Origin of the sequence: Catenulispora yoronensis (genome assembly GCF_039531695.1) — a bacterium.
Taxonomy (GTDB): Bacteria; Actinomycetota; Actinomycetes; order Streptomycetales; family Catenulisporaceae; genus Catenulispora; species Catenulispora yoronensis.
This window is the reverse complement of record NZ_BAAAQN010000058.1, coordinates 41,521-62,453: the sequence shown is the minus strand read 5'-3', so window position 1 is coordinate 62,453 and position 20,933 is coordinate 41,521. Positions and strand designations below refer to the sequence as shown.

The window sequence follows — 20,933 nt, the reverse complement described above, 5'->3', positions numbered from 1 at the left end:
GCGTCCGGGACCGCGGGTACGTTCTCAGTCACCGGAGCAGCCCTTCCATCAGAATCGTGGGCTTGGCGTTCATGGCGGCCTTCTCGGCCTCTTCCGCCGCCTTCTTGCGGTTCACGCCGAGCGGCATGTTCTGGATCTGCTCGTGCAGCTTCAGGATGGCGTCCAGCAGCATCTCCGGACGCGGCGGGCAGCCGGGCAGGTAGATGTCGACCGGGACGATGTGGTCCACGCCCTGCACGATGGCGTAGTTGTTGAACATGCCGCCGCTGGAGGCGCACACGCCCATCGCGATGACCCACTTGGGGTTCGCCATCTGGTCGTAGACCTGGCGCAGCACCGGGGCCATCTTCTGGCTCACCCGGCCGGCCACGATCATCAGGTCCGCCTGGCGGGGCGTGGCGGAGAACCGCTCCATGCCGAACCGGGCCAGGTCATAGCGCCCGGCGCCGGTGGCCATCATCTCGATGGCGCAGCAGGCCAGGCCGAAGGTCGCCGGCCACACCGACGACTTGCGCATGTAGCCCGCCAGGCCCTCGACGGTGGTGAGGAGGAAGCCCGCGGGGAGTTTCTCTTCCAGGCCCATGTGTCAGTCCCATTCCAATCCACCGCGACGCCAGACGTACGCGTAGGCGACGAAGACGGTGAGGATGAAGAAAACCATCTCGACCAGACCGAACCAGCCCAGGGAGTCGAAGCGCACCGCCCACGGGTACAGGAACACGATTTCGATGTCGAAGATGATGAAAAGCATTGCGGTCAGGTAGTACTTCACCGGGAAGCGGCCGCCACCGACCGGCTGCGGAGTGGGCTCGATGCCGCACTCGTAGGCCTCCAGCTTGGCGCGGTTGTACCGCTTCGGGCCGGTGAGCATCCCGGACACGACCGAGAACACGGCGAACCCGGCGGCCAAGCCGCCGAGCACCAGGATCGGCGCGTAACTGTTCATGGGTGACGTCCTGTCAGGCAGGTCTGTACCAATTTTTGAAGGGCTATGTCAATTTCTGAACGGGTGGGCCCTGCTCACGCTACTTGTGGCTGATTTCACAAGCTCCCGCGACGCTCGGTGTCCCGCCGGTGAACCCAGGGTGTCAGTGAACGGTTTCACAAGCGTGACCGTGATCGCCACGAGACGGTCGGTGCCTTCTTTCGGGCTGATCCTACGCCTGCGAAGTGTGGGCTGCGCCACAGGGGGGCAGGCAATTGTGATCGAGATCACCGGAAGATCAACGATCATCGGCGCACGAAGATCATCCAACCGGATAAAACCGGAGCTGGGGTGATATAACCGGTCGCCCGCGACCGGTTCGCGGGATCGACTTGCGGTGCTTGGGAATGCTCTGCTCGGCACGGGTTCGAAGGGGTCGGCGGGGCGGCGCGGAACCGGGTCCGGACCCGCTCGGAAAGCCCGTGGCGGACCCGCGCCGGCATTGTGTTAGCGCGCCGACGGTATGCGCCGTTCCTGTTGGTTTCACAACGGTTTCCCACTCTTCAACAGCCAATCAGGTGAACGCTTCGGGGCCCTCCCGGCGCCCTGTCGCGCACCGTGTCGTGAACCCCGTCGTACACCCCGTCGCAGGCCGCCCTGAAGCCGCTGCGGGAACAGCGCGCCCCGGCCCGGAGAGGTCCGGACCGGGGCGCGCAGGGCCTTCGGTGCTTCGGTGATCAGCCGTTGTCGGTTCAGCCGATGGTGAATCAGCCGATGTCGGTTCAGTTGGCGCTGCGCCAGGGCTGCGACGGCGCCGGCGGCGGGCCGTAGCCGGGGGGCGCTCCGAAGTGGGTGCTGTCGGCGTCGGAGTCGGCGGCGGGCCAGGCACGCTCGGCGACCCGCTCCTCGACGCGCTCCTCGAAGGCGGCGGGCCGGCGCGGGGCCGGGGTGAAGGCGTCGGGGCTCTCGACCACCTCGACCACCTCCTCGTCCACCACCGCGACCGACTCGTCGAAGACCACGGTCGGCTGGTCCGGCACCGGCTGGAAGACCACCGCCGGCTCCTCCACCACCGCGACCGGGTCCTCGACCGTGATGGTGTCGGCGTCGGGCTGCACCACGCCCCCGGCCACCACCTCGCCGTCGGGACCCTTGACCAGGAAGGTCTCGCCCTCGGCGAAGCCCATGGCCCGGGCGACCGCCTGCAACTCGGCGTCCTGCTCGGCGACGGCGCGGGCCGCTAGGGCGTCGACGGACGCGGGGACGGCGCCGGGAACGCCGTGGAGGCCGTAGGGCGGAGCGGCGGGCGTCTCAGCAGCCTGACGCGGGTCGTCGGCCACGGGGGCGTGGTCGAGGTCGTGGCCGGGGTCGGACTCCGCATCGTGCTCGGTGTCGTGCTCCGTGTCGTGCTCGGTGTCGTGCTCGGCGCCCGGGAAGGCGAGGCCGGGCGGGACGGTCGTGGCCAGTGGAACGGCGCCGCGCCAGGGCTCCGCGGCGTGGTCCGCCTCCGCCCGATCCTGCTCGACCCGATCCTGCTCGACCCGATCCTGCTCGACCCGATCCTGCTCGACCCGTTCCGCCTCCGCCCGGTTGGCCTCGGCCACCATCTCGGCCAGGAGCGCGGCCTCCTCGGCGGCGGCGGCCTCGTTCGCGGCGGCCAGGGCGGCCGCGTCGTCCCCGGCCTGCGCGGCCGCGACAGCGCGCGCGGCGTGCTCCACAGCCTGCTCGTCCTCGAACTCCGAGGCGGCGTCGGCGATCTCGGCGGCGAAGGCGGGATCCGGCGCGAGTTCCGGCACGGCGCCCACGATCACCTCGGCCGCCAGATCCCGGCGAACGCCCTCGGCCGCGGCTTCGAGAACCGCGCGCGCCACGCCATGGAGGGCATCGGCGTCCCGGACGTCGCTCTCGGCGATCACCAGCGCCGTCGCCTCGTCGATGGCCTGGTCCAGGACCCCGCCCGCGTTCAGCACTTCCGCGAGCTCGCTGTCGATGGCCTCGGAGACGATCGCCGCGGCGATCTCCTCGATGCTCTCCTCGGACACCACCGGCAGTTCCTCGGTCGGCTCGTCCGCGACGGCTTCGCCGACTTCGTGGGCCTCGCCGACCTCACCGGCTTCGTCTACCTCACCGACTACGTCCACCTCGCTGACTTCGCCGGCCTCTGCGATTTCGGCGGTTTCAGCGACCTCTGCGATCTCTACGACCGCCACGATCTCAAGAACCTCGTCCGACGCCGGCTCGTCGTCCGCGCCGTCGGCCGCCTCCTCCGGAGCGGCCTGCCCGGCGGCCTCCGCCACCGCGGCCGCCGCCGCAGCCTCCCGCGCCGCCTCCGCCGCCGCTGCCGCGGCGGCTTCCCGCGCCGCCACGGCCGCCGCCTCGGCGAACGCCTCCTCCACCGCCTGCTCGACCGCGGCCTCCGCGGCCTGCGCCATCAGCGCCGCCTCGGCGTGCACGGCGCCGCCGACGAAGCCGGCGATCGCCTGCGCCTCCTCGCGGCGGGCCTGCTCCGCGGCCAGCCGGGCCTGCTCGGCCTCGGCGACGCCGGCCTGGGCGACCTCGTCGCGCCGGTCCACCGGCACCCGGTCGCCGAGGGTGCCGAACAGCGCCTTGTCGGCGGTCAGCGCCATGGTGCCGACGTCCCAGTTCTCCGGAACGTCGGTGAGCAGCGGGTTGTCGCTGAGGTCCAGCTCCTTGAGCGTCAGCTTCTGCCAGTTGCTGGCGGGCAGGTCGGCCAGCCGGTTGCCGCGCAGCACCAGGGTTTCCAGCTTCGGCAGGTCGCAGACCGCGCGCGGGACCCAGGTGAGCTGGTTCTCCGCGACGTCGAGCTTGCGCAGCGACTCCAGCCCGCCGAAGTTGCGCGGCAGGGAGCTGAGTTCGTTGTCGGACAGGTCCAGGGTGACCAGGTTGCGCAGCAGGCCCAGCGTCCGCGGCACCCAGGAGAGCTGGTTGGAGGACAGGTTCAGCTCGGTCAGCGACCCCAGGCCGGACAGCTGGAACGGCAGCTCGCGCAGGTTGTTGCCGACCAGGTCCAGCGTCTCCAGCCGGTGCAGGCCGCCCAGGCCCGCCGGCAGCGACTCCAGGTCGCAGTAGGCCAGCGAGAGCCAGGTCAGCCGCTTCAGCGCGCCGACCGAGGCGGGCAGCGCGGTCAGCGGGTTCTGGGCCAGGTTCAGGGCGTCCAGGTTGGCCAGCCCGTCGAAGCTGTCCGGCAGGTCCCGCAGGCTGTTGCGGGACACGTCCAGCGCGGTCAGCACCCGCAGCGCGCCGAGCGAGGCCGGCAGCTCGGTGAGCCGGTTGTAGGTCAGGCTGAGCTTGTCCAGCGAGGCCAGCTGCCCGATCGCCTCCGGCACCTGGGTGAGCCAGTTGTCGGACAGGTCCAGGCCGGTCAGCCGGCTCAGCGCGGCCACCGAGGCGGGCAGCTCCTCCAGGTGGTTGCCGTTGAGCGCCAGGGTCTGCAGCTCGGTGAGGTTGCCGATGGAGGCCGGCAGCGTCTGCAGCTGGTTGTTCTGCAGGTACAGCTTGGTCAGCGAGGCCAGGTCGCCCAGCGAGGTGGGCAGCTTGCGCAGCCGGTTGCCCACCAGCGACAGCTCGGCCAGCCGGATCAGGGCCCCGATGCTCGGCGGCAGCTCGGTGAGCGCGTTGTCGTCGGCCGAGAGCTTGGTCAGTGTCTGCGTGTCGCCGATCCAGTCCGGCAGCTCGGTGAGCCGGTTGCCGTCGACCACCAGCACCCGCAGGCTCGGCGCGCCGAGGGCGTCCGGCAGCGCGGTCAGCTGGTTGCTCTGCAGGTAGAGGTTGACCAGGCCGGGAAGCCGGCCGACCACGTCCGGCAGGGTGCTGAAGGCGTTCTCGTCCAACCACAGCGAGGCCAGCCGCTCCAGCCCGGCGAACTCCTCGGGCAGGGTGGTCAGCGCGTTGCCGGTGAGGCTCAGCTCGACCAGCCCGGCCAGCCGCCCGACCTCCGCCGGGAGCCGGCCGGCGCCGTTGCCGTCCAGCCAGAGCCGGCGCAGCCGCGCCATCCGGGGCAGCGTCTCCGGCAGGGTCCTGAGCCGGTTGCCGGAGAGGTTCAGGAACGTGACCGGCTCCAGCTCGGGCAGGGTGCCGAACTCCGGGGGCAGGGCGACCAGACCGAGGTTGGACAGGTCCAGGCCCACCTCCCCGTTGTCCTCGGTGGTGAGACGGTCGCTGACCAGTCTTCTGATGTGGTCGATGTCCGGGTTCACAGTCCGTCCCCCTGCGTCGTTCCGAAGTGGCATCCAGATCGTGCGGAACATTGCGTTCGGCGGTCAAAGACTGCCATCAGCGGCGGGTGTATGTCGCATTGACGCTACTCCGCTTATAGTCCGCGCCGTGAGCGAACCGAACAGGCGCGCCGAACCGGAACCGGATTCCAGCCGCCCTCGGACCAGCACGCGTGAGCCGGAGATGTTACGAAGGGCACTGCGATCCTGGCTGTGTGTGAGGACCGGCGCGGCGGGGGTGGAGATATCCGATGTCGCAATCCCTCAATCGAATGGCATGTCCAGTGAGACGTTGTTGTTCGACGCGCGGTGGCCGGATGCCGGCGGAACGGGCGGAGGCGGGCCCGGCCCGGCCCGGGAGGCCCGCTGCGTGGCCCGGCTGGCGCCGGCCGGGGACGCGATGCCGATCTTTCCCGAGTATCGAATGCGGGATCAGTTCCAGGTGATGGGACTGGTGGGGGCGCGGGCGGGCGTGCCGGTGCCGCGAACACTCTGGTACGAGGCGGATCCGGGCGTGCTGGGCGCGGAGTTCTTCGTGATGGAGCGGATGGAGGGCGAGGTGCCGCCGGACATCCTGCCCTACACGTTCGGGGACAACTGGCTGGCCCGCGCGTCGGACGACCAGCGGCGGCGGTTGCAGGAGGCGACGGTGGCCGTCGTCGCGCGGATCCACGGAATGGACGTGGCCGCCGACGAGGTGGCGTTCCTCGGGGATCTGTCGGCCGACGGGGACAGCGCGCTGCGCGCCCACTTCGAGGGATGGCGCGCGTATTACGACTGGGCGCACGGAGAGCAGCCGATTCCGGTGCTGGAGCGGATGTTCGGATGGTTGGAGGACCACTGGCCGGACGAGGTGGGGGCGCCGGTGGTGAGTTGGGGCGACGCGCGGATCGGCAACGTCATGTACCGGGACTTCGAACCGGTGGCGGTCCTGGACTGGGAGATGGCCGGGATCGCGCCCCGGGAGGTGGACCTGGGATGGCTGGTCTTCCTCCACCGCTTCTTCCAGGACCTCGCAGCGTTCTTCGGTCTCGCGGGGCTGCCCGGGTTCCTTGCCTTCGGGGACGTGGCCCATTACTACGCCGAGCTGACCGGGTACGTGCCGCGAGATCTTGAGTTCTACGAAGCCTATGCGGCATTACGGCAGGGCATTGTGATGGGGCGGGTGAACCAGCGGCGCGTACGGTTCGGCGAGCAGGAGGCGCCGGCCGAGCCCGACGGTCTGGTCAACCACGCCGCGACCCTTGAGCAGATGCTGAACGGCAGCTACCGGACCGGGACAGGGTACTGAGTTCGGGCCCGTATGATCGGCGGGACCGACAGGGCCGACCAGGGAGGGAACCGATGGCCGACGTGCCGCGGACGCCGGTGATTGTGCAACTCGACGCGGCTGTCCCGCCCGGCGAGGAGGCGGAGTTGCGAGAAGCCCTGGCTGAGGCCGGGTTCGACGTGTTCGCCCAGGACCTCCCGAAGGTGCGCGGCGCCGAGAACCTCGACGCGATCGCGCTGCTGATGATCCCCTTGCACGCCTTCCTCACCACGGCCGGTGAACACCTGGCCGCGGACGCGTACGCACACTTCAAGTCCGGCATCCGACGGCTTCTGCGCCGGCCCGCGAAGGACGCGGCCAAGCCGGCGCCGCTGATCGTGCAGGACACCACGACCGGCCTGAAGATCGTGATGGAGCGCGACCTGCCCGACGAGGCCTACGAGGCCCTGCGGACCCTGGACCTGACGACGTTCCGCTCCGGGCCGATCGACTGGGACGGCGGCCACAAGCGGTGGCGGTCGGTGGTGGACGAGGCCGACGGGGTCTGAAGCCGGGGCTGGATCGGGTCGGATCGGATCGGGCCGGGTCGCGCCATCGGGCCGGGCCGGGTCGGTCGGATCGGGTCAGTCGGATCGGATCGGGTCGGTCGGGTCGTGCGATCGGCCTGGCCGCGCCATCGGGCCGGGCCCGGATCCCTCCGGCCGCTACCGCACCATCCCCCGGCCGCCGCCGATCCCCCGGGCCCCCGAGGCGGTCGGCTGCCGGTTCACCGGGGTGATCACGTCGATCTGCGCCTCCGAGCTCCGTCTCGGACCGGACCACCGCGCCGGCACCGCGTCGATGCGGTGCGCGAGCGCGTAGGCCACCGCCTCGTAGTTGACCCTCCACCCACGGAAGTGCGGCCAAGCCTCCTCGGGCGTGCGTTCGAACTCGTACCCCTGGGCCCGCATCCGCTGCACCCCGTACAGAAACTCGTCGTACGTCAGCGTGATCGGATCCTCCGGCGACGGATCCGGGTTGTACGGCACCCGCTCGGTGCGGGCGATCTCCCGAAGCGTCACAAAGCCGCTCCGCAGCGCCATCCGGATCTCACCGACGTTCTGCGAAGGATTGAACGACACATGCAATGCCGCCGCGTCCAGCACCGCCAATAGCGCGATCAGCCAGTTGCGGTGCGCCCGCGGCGACCGGAAGTAGATCAGTACCGGATAACTGGTATGGCTCTCGGAAACATCCGCCGTCCACCGCTCCCAGCCCCGATAAAGATCAGGCAGCTGATCGCCAAGATTGACCATCGCATAGCGGGCGAGAATCTCCGGCCCCCATGCGGGCCCGCCCGCGCGGGCCTCCAACATCGTCACCTCGGTCTCGCGCCGCGCATAAGCGGCGTAGAGCGCCGGAAGGTACCCGACCAGAAGACCGATGGACACCGGTCCGGTCACGGCGGCGGCGAAGTCCACGGCATTGAGCCGGGACTTGTCCGCCGAGGCGAACCCGAGCGTGAACAGCGACGACCCGGCTTCCCGGGCCGACGCGCGCCACGACAGATCGGCCACCGCGTAGTTGATCATCGCGTAGCCGATCAGGAACGCGCCGATCCACCCCACCAGCTTGACGACCACCGACAGCGGGCCGGCGTAGGCCAGGATCCGGTCCTTCGCCTCGTAGGTCTTGAACCGGTCCGCCAGCGCCTGGAACGACAGGTAGACCGCACGGCCCAGGAGGTTCGACAGCCCCGGCCGGAACACCCGCGGCACCACCAGCGTCCGCACTTCCGACATGAAGGTACCCAGCACCACCAGGACCCCGACCACGCCCCACATCGCCCGCACAGCCCCAGCTCCCGTGATCATCGATGCCCTCTTGGGGCGATGGTAATAGGCTCAGTGCCATGTTGCGTCTTGGCGTCTGCATCATGCCCGATCGTCCGTTCCGTGAGGCCGCCGCCCGCTGGCGCCGCGCCGAGGAGCTCGGCTTCGCCCACGCGTGGACCTACGACCACATCACCTTCGGCGGCATCCCCGACGGCCCCTGGTACGACGCCGTCACGACGCTGGCCTCGGCCGCGGCCGTCACCGAGCGGATCCGGCTGGGCACCCTGGTGGCGACGCCGAACTTCCGCCATCCGGTGCCCTTCGCCCAGGAGGTCATGTCCCTGGACGACGTCTCCGAGGGCCGTTTCATCCTCGGCTACGGCGCCGGCTCCTACGGCCCGGACGCCGGCGTGCTGGGCTACGGCGAGGACGGCAAGGGCTGGACGCCCCAGGAACGCGGCGCCCGCTACCGGGAGTCGGTCGAGATCCTCGACCAGCTGCTCAGCGCCGGTACCGAGGGCCGGACCCGCACCACGTACCGCGGCACGTACTACAGCGCGCTCGACGCCCGGATGGAGCCGGGATGCGTGCAGCGTCCCCGGGTGCCGTTCGGCCTGGCCGCCACCGGGCCGCTGGGGCTGCGCACCGTGGTGGAGCACGCGCAGATGTGGATCGCCGACGACACGCTCGCGGGCCGGGACGGGGAGATCACCGAGGACGTCACCTGGGCCGCGCTGGAGAAGGTGACCAAGAAGCTGGACGCCGCGCTGGAGCGGGAGGGCCGCGATCCGGCGACCCTGCCGCGGCTGCTGCTGTCCGGACGCTCGCCGCTGCGGACGATGGATTCCAAGGCGCGCTTCGACGAGGTGTCGGCCCGGGTCGAGAGTCTGGGTTTCACGGACTTCGTGGTCCATTACCCCCGCGAATCAGGTACTTACGCCACCCCTGCGCACGTCCTTGACGAGATCGCGCCCGCGAACGCCTGAACCCTGCCTTACTCTATGTCACCATGGCGAACATAGACGTCCAGGGGTATCTCCGCCGCCTGGGCACCGTCGACCCCGGAAAGCCCACGATCGAGGGGCTTTTCGCGCTGCACCGCGCCCATGTGGAACGCGTCGCGTACACCTCCTTGCAGGTCCATCTCGGTCAGCGCACGACGCCGGACCCGTTCGAGTCCGCCGCCCGCATCGTGGGCGGCGAGGCCGGGTACTGCTACCACCTCAACGGCGCGTTCGGAACGCTGCTGGAGGCCCTGGGCTACGACGTCACCTGGCACCGCGGGCGCGTGTGGTCCCCGCCGCCGCGCGGGCGCGGGCTGGGCCCGATCCAGGACGAGCCGAACCACCTGGTGCTGCTGGTGGAGGTCGAGGACACGCTGTACTACTGCGACACCGGCCTCGGCGACGGCCTGCACGAGCCGCTGCTGCTGGTGCCCGGCGAGGTGACGCAGGGGCCGTACACGTACAAGCTGGAGCGGGTCCACTTCGAGAACGCCACCACCGGCTGGAGCTTCACCCACGACCCGAAGGCGGACTCCTTCACCGGCATGGTGTTCGAGGAGCGGATCGCCTCGCTGCCGGACTTCCTGGCCCGGCACGAGTGGATGGAGACCGATCCGGAGTCCGGGTTCGTGAAGAACCTGGACGTGTACCGCCGCGACGCCACCGGGGTGGACCACCTGCGGGGCGCGGTGCTGACCCGGTCGGACGGCACCACCACCAGCCGGCGCGAGCTCACCGATTCCGACGAGTGGTTCGACGCCCTGGCCGACGTCTTCAGCCTGCGGCTGCCGGGCATCGGCGAGGCGGCGCAGGAGCGGCTGTGGAAGCGCGTCTGGATCCAGCACACGGCATGGGCCGCCGCGCAGCCCTAGTGGCGCCGTGGCGGGCACGGGCGAGGCGGTGGTGGGCACGGGCGCGACCGGCACGGGGGTCGGCGCTCGACAGGCGCCGGTTTCCGCACCGCGGGAGCGCTCGGTGCCGGGGGACGGCGCTGTGCTGCGCGTCGCCCTCCCCCGGCGGCTGTCCGGTGGTTCGGCAGTGTTCCGGTCGGTTCGGCAGTGTTCCGGTCGGTTCGGCAGTCAGCGGTCAGCGGTCAGCGGTCAGGTACCGGCGATCGGCAGCTGGCGGTCAGTGTTTCGGCGCTCGGCGGTCAGCAGTCGGCAGCCAGAACTTAATCAGGCTTCCTCAGATCCGGTTGAGGTAGTCCGATTCCGGTCCGAACCCGCCGCAACAAGCCACTCCGGCCGACCGCCGGCCAATTGCCGACCCAATCGCCAAAACCGATCGCCGAAACCCATCGCCCTCGGGCGATCGCCGACCATCGGCCGCGGCCGGTCGCCAAAGCGGATCGCCGCGCCAGCCGGCCCGCTACAACCAGCCCTCGACGAAGTCCGCGGTGTCCTCCCACGACTTCACCGGCACCGAGCGGATCCCCATCGCCTGCACCGGATGGTCGTTGCCCTGCGGGTCGAGCCGGTCGCCCAGGAACAGGATGTCGCCCATCTCCACGCCGAGCTCGGCCATCAGCTTGTGCATGCCGTAGGCCTTGTCGATGCCCTTGGCGGTGACGTCCACCGAGGTGGAGCCGCCGCTGCGCACCTCCAGGCCGGGCAGCCGCTCGGCGGCCCAGGCGCGGAGCCGCTCCTTCTTCGCGCCGTCCGGGTCCCACGCGGACTTCGCGGACACCGGGGCGCTCTGGCCGAGCGCGGAGAAGGTGATCTGGCTGCCGCGGTCCTCGATGATGTCGCCCCAGGTGTGCTCCTCCCACAGCCCGAGCTCCTTGGCGCCCCGCGTCAGCACGTCGACGACCTCGTCCTTGGTCTGCCGGGGCAGGTCCTCGGCGTAGATCTCCTGCCAGGCCCCGTCGCGGAACAGGTAGTAGCGGGTGCCGTTGGTCGGCATCAGGTTCAGCCGGGCCAGCTGCTCCGGGGCGGCCGGCAGGTGGTCCAGCAGCTGGGCCTGGAACTGCGGGAAGGCGCCGCCGGAGATGACGCAGACCTGCACCTCCGCCAGCAGGCGGACCAGCAGGCCGGCCATCCGCGGGGTGATCGCGGTCTTGGACTCGGCCAGGGTCCCGTCCAGGTCGAAGGCGACGACACGGGCATCAGGGTCGTGATGATGGGTCATGGCTCCATATCACCCCAGATGGGTCAGCAGGGCCAGCGCCGAGGCCAGCACGCCGGCCGAGACCACCGTCGCCGAGCGGGTGACCAGCGGCTGGCCGCGTTCGGCGGCGATCCGGTATGCGGACAGCGCGGTGCGGGCCAGCACGCCGGCCACCGCCGCGGTGAGCAACGGCTGCGCCTTGGCGGGCAGGCCGAGCGAGCCGACCGCCAGCATCCCGACCGCCGGCGCGGCGCAGGCGACGGTGAGCCAGAGCACCGCGGCCCGGCGCCGGTGCTCCTCGGCCCCGAGCAGCGCGGTGAGCGCGAAGCCCTCACTGGCCGCGTGCACGACCAGGGCCAGCACCAGCGGGGCGGAGGCGGCCACGGCCAGCGCCGAGCCCTCCAGGGCGCGATGCACGCCCAGCGCCGCGGCGGTGCCCACGCCCCCGGCCAGGCCGGGCTCGCACGGGCAGCCGCGCTTCATCAGCACCCCGGCGGCGACGAAGCCCAGCGCCCCGACCAGCGCCACCGCCGGCCAGCCGACGCCGGTCTCGCGCACGTCCCCGGCCACGTCCGGGCCCAGGTCCGCGACCACCACCGCGAGCAGCGCGCCGCAGGAGGCCGCCAGCGGGACCGCCGAGGCGCGCGGCGAGCGCCGCCCCAGATCGGCACCCATGAGTGTGGCGGCGGCGATCAGCGCCACCCCCAGCCAGCCGTCGAAGGTTCCCATCCCAGCCCTCCCCTCCACCGATCCCCCAGGCCACTGTTCACTGAGTGTGACCGACCCGGGCGAATCATGACAGACCCCCACGGGGTATCGAATCCCGGGTCGTCACGGAACAGGGCGCGGACGAGGAGAGGACCCCGCGGGAGGCCCTCGGAAGACCAGGCGGCGCCCGGCAGCTCCTGAGCAGCTGCCGGGCGCCGGTGCGCCAGACCTTATTACGGGCCGACCGTCTCCCACCACCGCCGTTATGGAGACGCTATGCAGCCCTGTCCGAACGCTTACAGACGGGCCACTCCGTCCCGGCGCGCGGCGTCGGCGACGGCGGCGGTCACCGCCGGGGCCACCCGCTCGTCGAACGGGCTGGGGATGACCTGGTCCGCGGACAGCTCGCCGGCCACCACGTTCGCCAGCGCCTCGGCGGCGGCCAGCTTCATGCCCTCGGTGATCCGGGAGGCCCGCACCGACAGCGCGCCGGCGAAGACCCCGGGGAAGGCCAGCACGTTGTTGATCTGGTTCGGGAAGTCCGAGCGGCCGGTGGCGACCACGGCGGCGTACTTGCGGGCCACGTCGGGGTGGATCTCCGGGTTCGGATTCGCCATGGCGGCGATGATCGCGTTCGGCGCCATCGTCGCCACGATCTCCTCCGGGACGGTGCCGGAGGAGACGCCGATGAACACGTCGGCGCCGCGCATCGCCTCGGCCAGCCCGCCGGTCAGGCCGGCCCGGTTGGTCAGCGCGGCCAGCTCGGTCTTCACCGGGCTGTGCTCCAGGTCGGGGCGGCCGGTGGCGACGATGCCCTTGGAGTCGACCACGGTCAGGTCGCCGATGCCGGCGTCGAGCAGGATCTTGGCGATCGCGACGCCGGCCGCCCCGGCGCCGGAGATCACCGCGCGCAGCGTGGACAGCTCGCGTCCCACCACCTCGGCGGCGTTGCGCAGCGCGGCCAGCAGCACGATCGCGGTGCCGTGCTGGTCGTCGTGGAAGACCGGGATGTCCAGGCGCTCCTGGAGCCGGCGCTCCACCTCGAAGCAGCGCGGGGCCGAGATGTCCTCCAGGTTGATGCCGCCGAAGCCGGGGGCCAGCCGGGCCACGGTCTCCACCAGCGCGTCGACGTCGGTGCAGTCCAGGCACACCGGGACCGCGTCCACGCCGCCGAACTGCTTGAACAGCACCGCCTTGCCCTCCATGACCGGCAGCGCGGCCAGCGGGCCGATGTCGCCCAGGCCCAGCACCGCGGTGCCGTCGGTGACCACCGCGACGGTGTTGGACTTCCAGGTGTAGTCCATCGCCAGCTCGGGGCGTTCGGCGATGGCGGTGCAGATCTCCGCGACGCCCGGGGTGTAGGCCAGCGACAGATCGGCGCGGTCGCGGAGCGGGACGGTGGCGCGGACCTCCATCTTGCCGCCGCGGTGCAGGCTGAACACCGGCGGCTCCACCGGCGCCGGGACCGGCGCGGCGAGCTGGTCGTCGAGGAACTGGGAGGGGATGAGCTGCCCTGACATGGCTGACCCCTTAGCTGCCGCCCTGGGCGGCGTATTGAGGGAATGGACGAGGGACGGAACAAGAACGGGAAAGCGGGGAAATCGGGGATCGCGGAAGGGAACCGGTCGGGTCGGATCGGCTGAACGGTGGTGCGGGACTGGTGAACCTGTTGAGGGGTTGAGGGGAGGTTCGCCCGGCCGGCGGCGCTGCAGTCGGATTGTCTCCGTACCACGCTCCGCCCGCCGCTGATGGATCCACATCGACGCTGTCGCATCGAACAAGCGGGTTCGCCCGTGATGCGATTTTTACATGGCTGCCTATGTTCAACAGCACTTTGCCGGTGCAAGGATTCCAGCACCGTACCCCATGAAGGTGGCTGGAGCGGGGTGCGACCACCCACGAGGAGGAGAACAACATGCGAGCCGGGAGAACTCCCAAGGCCGTCATAGTCGGGGCCGCGGGGATCGCGCTGGCCCTCACCGCCGCGGGCTGCGGCAGCGGCAGCAAGCCGGGCGCCCCGGCCACGTCCGGCAGCGGCACCAGTGCCGCCAGTTCGTCGAGCCCGGCGCCGGCCACGTCCTCCTCGGCCTCGCCGTCGGGCAGCAGCTCGTCCTCGGCCGCCGCCGGTGTCGACAGCACCGCCGCCGCGCTGCTGCCGGACTCGATCAAGAGCAAGGGCACGCTGACCTTCGCCACCGACCCGAGCTACCCGCCGAACGAGTCCAAGGACGCCAACGGCCAGATCGTCGGCTGGGACGTGGACCTGGGCACCGCGATCGCGGCGAAGCTGGGCCTGAAGGCCTCGTTCACCGAGGTCACCTTCGACGACATCGTCACCGGCATCTCCACCGGCAAGTACGACGCCGGCATGTCCTCGATCACCGACAACAAGAAGCGCGAAGGCGTCGACGACTTCGTGACCTACTTCAACGCCGGCACCAAGCTGATGGTGGCCAAGGGCAACCCGAAGAAGCTGACCGGGTCCGGCGCGACCGACCTGTCGCTGTGCGGGATGACGGTCGGCGTGGAGAAGGGCACGGTCCAGGAGACCGACGACATCCCGAACCGCAACAAGGCGTGCGAGGCGGCGGGCAAGAAGGACATCAAGACCCTGTCGCAGGACACCCAGGACCAGATCAACCAGTCGCTGGGCACCGGCCGCTGCGACGCGGTGCTGGCCGACTCCCCGGTCGTGGACTACTACGCCAAGAGCGGCAACTTCGAGGCGGTCGGCGACATCTACGCCGGCGCGCCCTACGGCATCGCGATCGCCAAGAGCAACAGCGGCCTGTCCCAGGCGGTCCAGGCCGCGCTGAAGGACCTGGTGCAGGACGGCACGTACCACCAGCTCACCACCAAGTACGGGATCCAGGCCGGCGACTACACCACGCCGGGCCTGAACCAAGCGACGAGCTGAGCCGGCCTTGAGCGAGATCAACCCGGCGGCGGACGCGGACGACGCGTCCGCCGCGGTGCTTCCCCGGCCGCCCGCGATCCGCGCGGTGCCGCTGCGCCGGCCGGGCCGGGTGCTCAGCGCGCTGGTGCTGCTGGTGCTGCTGGCGATGTTCGGCCACATGCTGATCTTCAACCCGAACTTCGGCTGGGACCTGGTCGGGCAGTGGCTGTTCTGGCACACCATCACCGCGGCGGTCTGGATCACCCTGCAGCTGACCGTGCTGGCCATGCTGATCGGCGTGACCGGCGGCGTCGTGCTGGCGGTGATGCGGCTGTCGGACAACCCGGTGTCGTCCTGGGCGGCCTGGGCCTACACCTGGTTCTTCCGCGGCACCCCGGTCCTGGTGCAGCTGCTGTTCTGGCACGAGATCGCGGCCCTGGTCGGCCAGGAGGTCGGGTTCGGCATCCCGTTCGGCCCGCAGTTCCTGCACCTGCACACCAACGACGTGATCACCGACTTCGGCGCCGCGGTGCTGGCCCTGGGCCTGAACGAGGCGGCGTACATGTCCGAGATCGTGCGGGCCGGCGTGCTGTCCGTGGACGAGGGCCAGACCGAGGCCGCGGCCTCGCTGGGGATGCGCCGGGGCAAGATCATGCGCCGGATCGTGCTGCCGCAGGCGATGCGGGTGATCATCCCGCCGACCGGCAACGAGACCATCAGCATGCTGAAGACCTCCTCGCTGGCCTCGGTGATCGGCGTGGTGGAGCTCACCGACGCCAGCGAGTCCGCGATCCACCTGTACTTCAAGGCGATCCCGTTCTACGTCGTGGCCGCGCTGTGGTACCTGTTCTTCACCACGGTGCTGTCCATCGGCCAGTACTACGTCGAGCGGTACTACGCCCGCGGCTCGTCCCGCAGCCTGCCGCCGACCCCGTTCCAGAAGCTGCTGCGGGCCAACCTGCTGCTCCGCCGCCGCCGCGACCCCTATACGGAGATCCGGGAGGGCCTGCGATGACGGCCGACCACATCCTCGGGGTGCCCACGTCCCTGCCGGCCGTCAACATCGACACCGTCTACAAGTCCTTCGGGCTGCTGAACGTCCTGCGGGGCGTCTCGATGGCGGTCCGCGAGGGCGAGGTGGCCTGCCTGATCGGCCCGTCCGGCTCCGGGAAGTCGACGCTGCTGCGCTGCGTGAACCACCTGGAGAAGATCGACGCCGGGCTGATCAGCGTGCACGGCCGGCTGATCGGCTACCAGGAGCGCAACGGCCGGCTGCACGAGATGCACGACCGCGACGTCGCCAAGCAGCGGCGCGGCATCGGCATGGTGTTCCAGCGCTTCAACCTGTTCCCGCACAAGACCGCGCTGGAGAACATCGTCGAGGCGCCGACCCAGGTGCTCGGGATGGCCAAGGAGGCCGCGGTCGCCGAGGCCCGCGAACAGCTGGCGAAGGTGGGGCTGTCGGACAAGGCGAACAGCTACCCCAGCCAGCTGTCCGGCGGGCAGCAGCAGCGGGTGGCGATCGCCCGGGCGCTGGCCATGCGGCCCTCGCTGATGCTGTTCGACGAGCCCACCTCGGCCCTGGACCCGGAGCTGGTCGGGGACGTGCTGGCGGTGATGCGCGAGCTCGCCGAGTCCGGCATGACGATGATCGTGGTGACCCACGAGATGGGCTTCGCGCGCGACGTCGGCGACACCGTGGCGTTCATGGACGGCGGGGTGATCGTGGAGCACGGCGACGCCCGTCAAGTGATCTCCGAGCCGGAGCACGCCCGCACTCGAGCCTTTCTGGCGAAGGTCAGATAACCCGTACCGGAATGCCCTGTTCCCCCGGCCCCGGCCCGCTCGCGCGCCAACCCCGAGGCCGGGAACAGGGCGTCTGAGTGCGGTTTCGTGCGCGTTCCGGTTAAAGGTCCGATGGCATGATTGTTGAATCGGGAATGAATTGACCCTCGCGTACGGTCCCCGAACGGCGTACCGTCATGGCTACGAATCGAGCAGAACGTCGGGCATCGGACGCCTGTCGTACTGAAGGCGAACTGACGGCGAACAAGGACGAAGGCAGTGGAACTCGCATCCTACGCAGATCGGGCGGTGTCACTCGTGAACACCGCCGACCCCTATCGGCACCGCGACACGCTCACCACTTGTGAGCAGGCCAAGGAGCTGCTGGCGCCGGAAGGCCGGTGCCGGGTCACCAACGCCGACGTCGCGGAGCTGCGCGCCATCCGGGACCGGCTGCGCGAGGTCTTCGACGCCGCGGAGTCCGGCCGGGTCCCGCGGGCCGTCCAGGTCCTCAACTCCCTGATGAAGCAGTACCCGATCCGCCCGGTGGTCACCGACCACGACGGCGCCTCCTGGCACCTGCACCTGGCCGAGGGCGCGCCGACGATCGCCGCGGTCTACGGCGCCAAGGCCGCCATGGGCCTGGCGGTGCAGGCCACCGAGCTCGGCTTCGACCGGCTGGGCGTGTGCCAGGCCGCGCCGTGCCGCGAGGTGTTCATCGACACCTCGACCAACCGCTCGCGCCGGTACTGCTCGGACCGCTGCGCCACCCGCGCCAACGTCGCGGCCTACCGGGCCCGGCGCAAGGAGCAGGCCCGCGCCGCGGCGGCGAACGAGGCGGCCCAGGCCGGCTCCGCCGAGACCGTGGGCACCGCCGGCGGCAAGGTGATGGCGGCCGCCGCCACCTCCCGCTAGCGAGCTCCCAGCCCCACTGGGAGCTCGCCCGAAAGCGCTGACGCGCCGGCCCCGCCGGCGCGTCAGCGCTTTCCCGGGATCCGCGCCACCCGCAGCGGGTCCCGCAGCCGCAGCACGGCCCGGGCCAGCACCAGGCCGTCCGGCACCGCGCCGAACTCCCGGCTGTCCGAAGTGACGAACGCGTTGTCGCTCTCCAGCCACCAGCCCCCCGCCGTGCGCCGGACCGCGCGCTTGACCAGCAGCAGGCCGTCGGCGCGGGCCGGGTGCCGGGCCAGCACCACGTCCCCCGTCCGCACCAGCGCCGCGGTGGTCCGCCGGGCCAGCACGAAATCGCCGTCCCGCAGCGCCGGGGCCATGGACGGCCCGCTCACGCGGTGCACGGACCACCGGGCGGGCCGGCGGGCGGAAGGTCTCACAGGGCCCACCATGCCACGCGTCCGATCATGCGGGGCAGTAGGGTCGGGGACATCAGTTGTCCGCGCATCCGGCGCACCAGATAGGGGAACCTCACATGTTCTCGCGGATCTTCACCCGCTCCTCCTCCGTCCACGCCCACTGCGACCTGCCGTGCGGGGTCTACGACCCGGCACAGGCCCGGATCGAGGCCGAGTCGGTCCTGGCGATCACCAAGAAGTACGCCGACTCCTCCGACGAGGCCTTCCGGACCCGCGCCATCGTGATCAAGGAGCAGCGCTCCGAGCTGGTCAAGCACCACCTGTGGGTGCTGTGGACCGACTACTTCAAGGCCCCGCACTTCGAGAAGTACCCGCAGCTGAACACCCTGTTCAACGAGGCCACCAAGCTGGCCGGCGCGGGCGGCACCAAGGGCTCCATGGACCCCGCGGTGGCCGAGGACCTGCTGGCCAAGATCGAGGAGATCGCCAAGATCTTCTGGGAGACCAAGCAGGCCTGAGCCGCTGCGGCGGCCCCGGCCGCGACCGGCCGTCCGACACCGGAAATCCTCCGGCGCCGGACGGCCTTTTTATCGCCCGAACGGGGTACGTTGAGCGTGAGGGACAGGCACCGCGGGTGCGTCCGGGCAGCAGCCGGGCCCGCATTCGGCGTACGATCCGCAGCAGAATGATTCACCCCAGCAGCGGAGGTGTCGTGCATCAGCACTCTGCCCAGCAGACGGCCGTCCCCACACTCGCCTCTACGAGCGCAGGAAGCGGAATGGGACAACAAAACGGTGGTCCGCAGGACTTCGTCGAGGTACGCATCCCGGCCGAGGGCGCGTACCTGTCGGTGCTGCGGACGGCGACGGCGGGCTTGGCGGCTCGGCTGGACTTCACCCTGGACGAGATCGAGGACCTGCGCATCGCCGTGGACGAGGCCTGCGCCATCCTGCTCACCAAGGCGGTGCCCGGCTCCGGGCTGACCTGCCGGTTCGAGCTGCGCGACGGCGCGCTCGCGGTGGACGTCTCGGTCCCGACGCTGGACGGCAAGACGCCGGCCCGCGACACCTTCGCCTGGACCGTGCTCGCGGCGCTGGCCGGGCAGGTCGACGCGCACGTGTCGGAGGCCGCCGGCCCGGACGGCCCGGCCGGCCCGGCGATCGGGCAGACCGTCACCATCAGCATGCTCAAGCAGCGCGGCGTGGGAGCTCCGTGAGCGCCGCCGAGGAGATCCCCGTGCGCGCCTCCGAGCCCGACGAGATCCCGGCCGCCCGGCGGGCCGGGTACGGCGAGGACCGGCCCGGCGCGGCCGCGCCCGCCGGCTCGGAGCCGGACGCCCTGGACGAGGTGGACGGCGAGCCGGAGCTGGACCCGGAGTTCGACGAGCCGGTCCTGGACCTGGACGAGGAGGACCTGGCCCCGGACCTGGACACCGAGGAGGGCCCCGAGCGCGACACGCCGGCCGCCGGCCCGACCTACCCGCTGCGCCGCCCGCCGCGGCAGGGCGGCCCGCACGCCGAGGCGCACGCCCGGGCCCGCGAGCTGTTCGCCCGGCTGAACGAGCTCCCGGAGGGCTCCACCGAGCGCAAGCAGATCCGCGACGAGCTGGTCCAGATGCACCTGCCGCTGGTGGAGCACCTGGCCCGGCGGTTCCGCAACCGCGGCGAGCCGCTGGACGACCTGACCCAGGTCGCCACCATCGGCCTGATCAAGTCGGTGGACCGCTTCGACACCGAGCGCGGCGTGGAGTTCAGCACCTACGCCACGCCCACGGTGATCGGCGAGATCAAGCGGCACTTCCGGGACAAGGGCTGGGCGGTCCGGGTCCCCCGCCGCCTGCAGGAGCTGCGGCTGTCGCTGACCAGCGCCACCAGCGAGCTCTCGCAGCGCAACCGCCGCTCCCCCACGGTCGCCGAGCTGGCCGAGTACCTCAAGATCAGCGAGGAGGAGGTCCTGGAGGGCCTGGAGTCGGCGAACGCCTACTCCACGCTGTCCCTGGACGTCTCCGAGGGCGGCGACGAGGACTCGCCGGCCGTCGCGGACTCGCTCGGCAGCGAGGACGAGGCCCTGGAGGGCGTGGAGTACCGCGAGTCGCTCAAGCCCCTGCTGGAGCAGCTGCCGCCGCGGGAGAAGAAGATCCTGCTGCTGCGCTTCTTCGGCAACATGACGCAGTCGCAGATCGCCGAGGAGATCGGCATCTCCCAGATGCACGTCTCCCGACTGCTGGCCCGCACGCTGGAACAGCTGCGCGCCCAGCTCCTGGTCGACGAGTGACCGCGCCGCCGGACCCGCGGACCAGCGAAACCGGAACCGCGGACCGGCGGCACCGGGCAGCCGCCCGGACTCATGAGGTGGGACAGCCGGGCGATTGATTCCTGGGGGCGTCGACACCCCCGGGATCGATCGCCTAGTCCCGACGCCAGTCGCGCGTCAGGGCGGCGGTCGAGGCCGGAGCGAACACTCCGGCCAGGCCGGCCACCGCGGCCGCCACCGTGGGCACCGCCCCGACCCAGAACCCGGCCTTGACCATGAAGTACGCGATCCACAGCGAGAGCAGCTGGAGCATCACGGCGGGCGTGCGCGCGCGCATGTTCGCCCGCAGCAGCCCGCGCGCCACCAGCGGCAGCGGGGCCGCCAGGATCAGGAAGGTCACCGCCACGGCGATCGCCTGGCCCTGCTCGCGCGGGGTCCCGACGAACGCCTCGACCAGCAGCCACACCGTGTAGCCCAGGGCCACCAGCGCCTGGACCGCCACGACGGCGGCGGCGGCCAGCAGCGGACGCGGCACCTGGGGCGCCGGCGCGGCGGAGTCCGGTACGGCCTGCGGGGTCGGATTGCTCGGCATACGCAGGAGGGTAGCAACGGGACCGGCGGCTCAGG

At 71.1% G+C, this 20,933-nt stretch carries 20 protein-coding genes; 11 read left to right on the top strand and 9 right to left on the bottom strand.

Translation table 11 applies throughout. The features are described 5' to 3' along the window. Nucleotides 1–28: 28 nt before the first annotated feature. The 3 genes from ABD481_RS35795 to ABD481_RS35785 form a co-directional block, all read right to left on the bottom strand. A complete protein-coding gene (locus tag ABD481_RS35795; RefSeq protein ID WP_344670282.1) occupies nt 29–583 on the bottom strand; it encodes a NuoB/complex I 20 kDa subunit family protein in 555 nt (184 codons plus the stop codon). A 3-nt stretch (nt 584–586) separates the two neighbouring features. Beyond that, nucleotides 587–946 (bottom strand): NADH-quinone oxidoreductase subunit A, encoded by a 360-nt coding sequence (locus tag ABD481_RS35790; protein ID WP_015796240.1) that lies wholly within the window; start codon nt 944–946, stop codon nt 587–589. A gap of 761 nt (nt 947–1,707) precedes the next feature. Beyond that, nucleotides 1,708–5,142, bottom strand: coding sequence for a leucine-rich repeat domain-containing protein (locus ABD481_RS35785; RefSeq protein WP_344670281.1), 3,435 nt, complete (start codon nt 5,140–5,142; stop codon nt 1,708–1,710). 295 nt (nt 5,143–5,437) lie between these two features. On the opposite strand from ABD481_RS35785, the gene ABD481_RS35780 reads away from it, so the two are divergent. Then, nucleotides 5,438–6,451, top strand: coding sequence for a phosphotransferase family protein (locus ABD481_RS35780; RefSeq protein WP_344670280.1), 1,014 nt, complete (start codon nt 5,438–5,440; stop codon nt 6,449–6,451). Between the two features lie 53 nt (nt 6,452–6,504). Next, the gene (locus ABD481_RS35775; protein WP_344670279.1) at nt 6,505–6,978 is read left to right on the top strand and encodes a hypothetical protein; all 474 of its coding nucleotides are present in this window, start codon (nt 6,505–6,507) and stop codon (nt 6,976–6,978) included. A gap of 156 nt (nt 6,979–7,134) precedes the next feature. Here the strand turns inward: ABD481_RS35775 and ABD481_RS35770 are convergent, their stop codons facing one another. Continuing rightward, entirely contained in the window at nt 7,135–8,283 is a 1,149-nt protein-coding gene (locus ABD481_RS35770) for a hypothetical protein (RefSeq protein WP_344670278.1), read from the bottom strand. Nucleotides 8,284–8,345: 62 nt separating this feature from the next. Between ABD481_RS35770 and ABD481_RS35765 the strand changes: the two genes are divergently transcribed. Further along, nucleotides 8,346–9,230, top strand: a complete 885-nt coding sequence (locus tag ABD481_RS35765) for an LLM class flavin-dependent oxidoreductase (protein WP_344670277.1) — start codon at nt 8,346–8,348, stop codon at nt 9,228–9,230. 23 nt (nt 9,231–9,253) lie between these two features. Then, entirely contained in the window at nt 9,254–10,120 is an 867-nt protein-coding gene (locus ABD481_RS35760) for an arylamine N-acetyltransferase family protein (protein WP_344670276.1), read from the top strand. Between the two features lie 496 nt (nt 10,121–10,616). Here the strand turns inward: ABD481_RS35760 and ABD481_RS35755 are convergent, their stop codons facing one another. The 3 genes from ABD481_RS35755 to ABD481_RS35745 form a co-directional block, all read right to left on the bottom strand. Further along, complete coding sequence (locus ABD481_RS35755; protein WP_344670275.1) at nt 10,617–11,375, bottom strand: HAD-IIB family hydrolase; 759 nt, start codon at nt 11,373–11,375, stop codon at nt 10,617–10,619. Nucleotides 11,376–11,384: 9 nt separating this feature from the next. After that, on the bottom strand, nt 11,385–12,083 hold the full coding sequence (locus ABD481_RS35750) for a ZIP family metal transporter (RefSeq protein WP_344670274.1): 699 nt from the start codon (nt 12,081–12,083) through the stop codon (nt 11,385–11,387). A 275-nt stretch (nt 12,084–12,358) separates the two neighbouring features. Next, on the bottom strand, nt 12,359–13,582 hold the full coding sequence (locus tag ABD481_RS35745; protein ID WP_344670273.1) for an NAD(P)-dependent malic enzyme: 1,224 nt from the start codon (nt 13,580–13,582) through the stop codon (nt 12,359–12,361). A gap of 395 nt (nt 13,583–13,977) precedes the next feature. Here ABD481_RS35745 and ABD481_RS35740 point away from each other — a divergent pair, with 395 nt between their 5' ends. The 4 genes from ABD481_RS35740 to ABD481_RS35725 all read left to right on the top strand — a co-directional run bounded on the left by ABD481_RS35740 (nt 13,978) and on the right by ABD481_RS35725 (nt 17,658). Next, a complete protein-coding gene (locus tag ABD481_RS35740) occupies nt 13,978–14,979 on the top strand; it encodes an ABC transporter substrate-binding protein (RefSeq protein ID WP_344670272.1) in 1,002 nt (333 codons plus the stop codon). A 7-nt stretch (nt 14,980–14,986) separates the two neighbouring features. Next, complete coding sequence (locus ABD481_RS35735; protein ID WP_344670271.1) at nt 14,987–15,973, top strand: amino acid ABC transporter permease; 987 nt, start codon at nt 14,987–14,989, stop codon at nt 15,971–15,973. Then, on the top strand, nt 15,970–16,764 hold the full coding sequence (locus tag ABD481_RS35730; RefSeq protein ID WP_344670270.1) for an amino acid ABC transporter ATP-binding protein: 795 nt from the start codon (nt 15,970–15,972) through the stop codon (nt 16,762–16,764). Before ABD481_RS35735 ends, ABD481_RS35730 begins: the two co-directional genes overlap by 4 nt. 258 nt (nt 16,765–17,022) lie before the next feature. Next, nucleotides 17,023–17,658: a CGNR zinc finger domain-containing protein gene (locus ABD481_RS35725; RefSeq protein WP_344670269.1), complete on the top strand. Its 636-nt coding sequence runs from the start codon at nt 17,023–17,025 to the stop codon at nt 17,656–17,658. Nucleotides 17,659–17,720: 62 nt separating this feature from the next. Here the strand turns inward: ABD481_RS35725 and ABD481_RS35720 are convergent, their stop codons facing one another. Continuing rightward, entirely contained in the window at nt 17,721–18,086 is a 366-nt protein-coding gene (locus tag ABD481_RS35720) for a S24 family peptidase (RefSeq protein ID WP_344670268.1), read from the bottom strand. A gap of 83 nt (nt 18,087–18,169) precedes the next feature. Between ABD481_RS35720 and sodN the strand changes: the two genes are divergently transcribed. The 3 genes from sodN (at nt 18,170) to ABD481_RS35705 (ending at nt 20,327) form a co-directional block, all read left to right on the top strand. Next, nucleotides 18,170–18,571, top strand: coding sequence for a superoxide dismutase, Ni (sodN, locus tag ABD481_RS35715; RefSeq protein WP_344670267.1), 402 nt, complete (start codon nt 18,170–18,172; stop codon nt 18,569–18,571). Between the two features lie 260 nt (nt 18,572–18,831). Further along, entirely contained in the window at nt 18,832–19,269 is a 438-nt protein-coding gene (locus tag ABD481_RS35710) for an ATP-binding protein (protein ID WP_344670266.1), read from the top strand. After that, nucleotides 19,266–20,327 carry an RNA polymerase sigma factor SigF gene (locus ABD481_RS35705; RefSeq protein ID WP_344670265.1) on the top strand — a complete coding sequence of 354 codons (1,062 nt, stop codon included), beginning with the start codon at nt 19,266–19,268 and terminating at the stop codon, nt 20,325–20,327. The genes ABD481_RS35710 and ABD481_RS35705 overlap by 4 nt, the downstream gene beginning before the upstream one ends. A gap of 133 nt (nt 20,328–20,460) precedes the next feature. On the opposite strand, the gene ABD481_RS35700 is transcribed toward ABD481_RS35705, so the two are convergent. Next, the gene (locus ABD481_RS35700) at nt 20,461–20,898 is read right to left on the bottom strand and encodes a hypothetical protein (protein ID WP_344670264.1); all 438 of its coding nucleotides are present in this window, start codon (nt 20,896–20,898) and stop codon (nt 20,461–20,463) included. Nucleotides 20,899–20,933 lie beyond the last annotated feature (35 nt).

Bases quoted from the DNA above. Each gene is read 5' to 3' on its own strand.
- ABD481_RS35795 (WP_344670282.1), bottom strand. From the start codon at position 583: ATGGGCCTGGAAGAGAAACTCCCCGCGGGCTTCCTCCTCACCACCGTC.
- ABD481_RS35790 (WP_015796240.1), bottom strand. From the start codon at position 946: ATGAACAGTTACGCGCCGATCCTGGTGCTCGGCGGCTTGGCCGCCGGG.
- ABD481_RS35780 (WP_344670280.1), top strand. From the start codon at position 5,438: ATGTCCAGTGAGACGTTGTTGTTCGACGCGCGGTGGCCGGATGCCGGC.
- ABD481_RS35775 (WP_344670279.1), top strand. From the start codon at position 6,505: ATGGCCGACGTGCCGCGGACGCCGGTGATTGTGCAACTCGACGCGGCT.
- ABD481_RS35770 (WP_344670278.1), bottom strand. From the start codon at position 8,283: ATGATCACGGGAGCTGGGGCTGTGCGGGCGATGTGGGGCGTGGTCGGG.
- ABD481_RS35765 (WP_344670277.1), top strand. From the start codon at position 8,346: ATGCCCGATCGTCCGTTCCGTGAGGCCGCCGCCCGCTGGCGCCGCGCC.
- ABD481_RS35760 (WP_344670276.1), top strand. From the start codon at position 9,254: ATGGCGAACATAGACGTCCAGGGGTATCTCCGCCGCCTGGGCACCGTC.
- ABD481_RS35755 (WP_344670275.1), bottom strand. From the start codon at position 11,375: ATGACCCATCATCACGACCCTGATGCCCGTGTCGTCGCCTTCGACCTG.
- ABD481_RS35750 (WP_344670274.1), bottom strand. From the start codon at position 12,083: ATGGGAACCTTCGACGGCTGGCTGGGGGTGGCGCTGATCGCCGCCGCC.
- ABD481_RS35745 (WP_344670273.1), bottom strand. From the start codon at position 13,582: ATGTCAGGGCAGCTCATCCCCTCCCAGTTCCTCGACGACCAGCTCGCC.
- ABD481_RS35740 (WP_344670272.1), top strand. From the start codon at position 13,978: ATGCGAGCCGGGAGAACTCCCAAGGCCGTCATAGTCGGGGCCGCGGGG.
- ABD481_RS35730 (WP_344670270.1), top strand. From the start codon at position 15,970: ATGACGGCCGACCACATCCTCGGGGTGCCCACGTCCCTGCCGGCCGTC.
- ABD481_RS35720 (WP_344670268.1), bottom strand. From the start codon at position 18,086: ATGGTGGGCCCTGTGAGACCTTCCGCCCGCCGGCCCGCCCGGTGGTCC.
- sodN (WP_344670267.1), top strand. From the start codon at position 18,170: ATGTTCTCGCGGATCTTCACCCGCTCCTCCTCCGTCCACGCCCACTGC.
- ABD481_RS35710 (WP_344670266.1), top strand. From the start codon at position 18,832: ATGGGACAACAAAACGGTGGTCCGCAGGACTTCGTCGAGGTACGCATC.
- ABD481_RS35700 (WP_344670264.1), bottom strand. From the start codon at position 20,898: ATGCCGAGCAATCCGACCCCGCAGGCCGTACCGGACTCCGCCGCGCCG.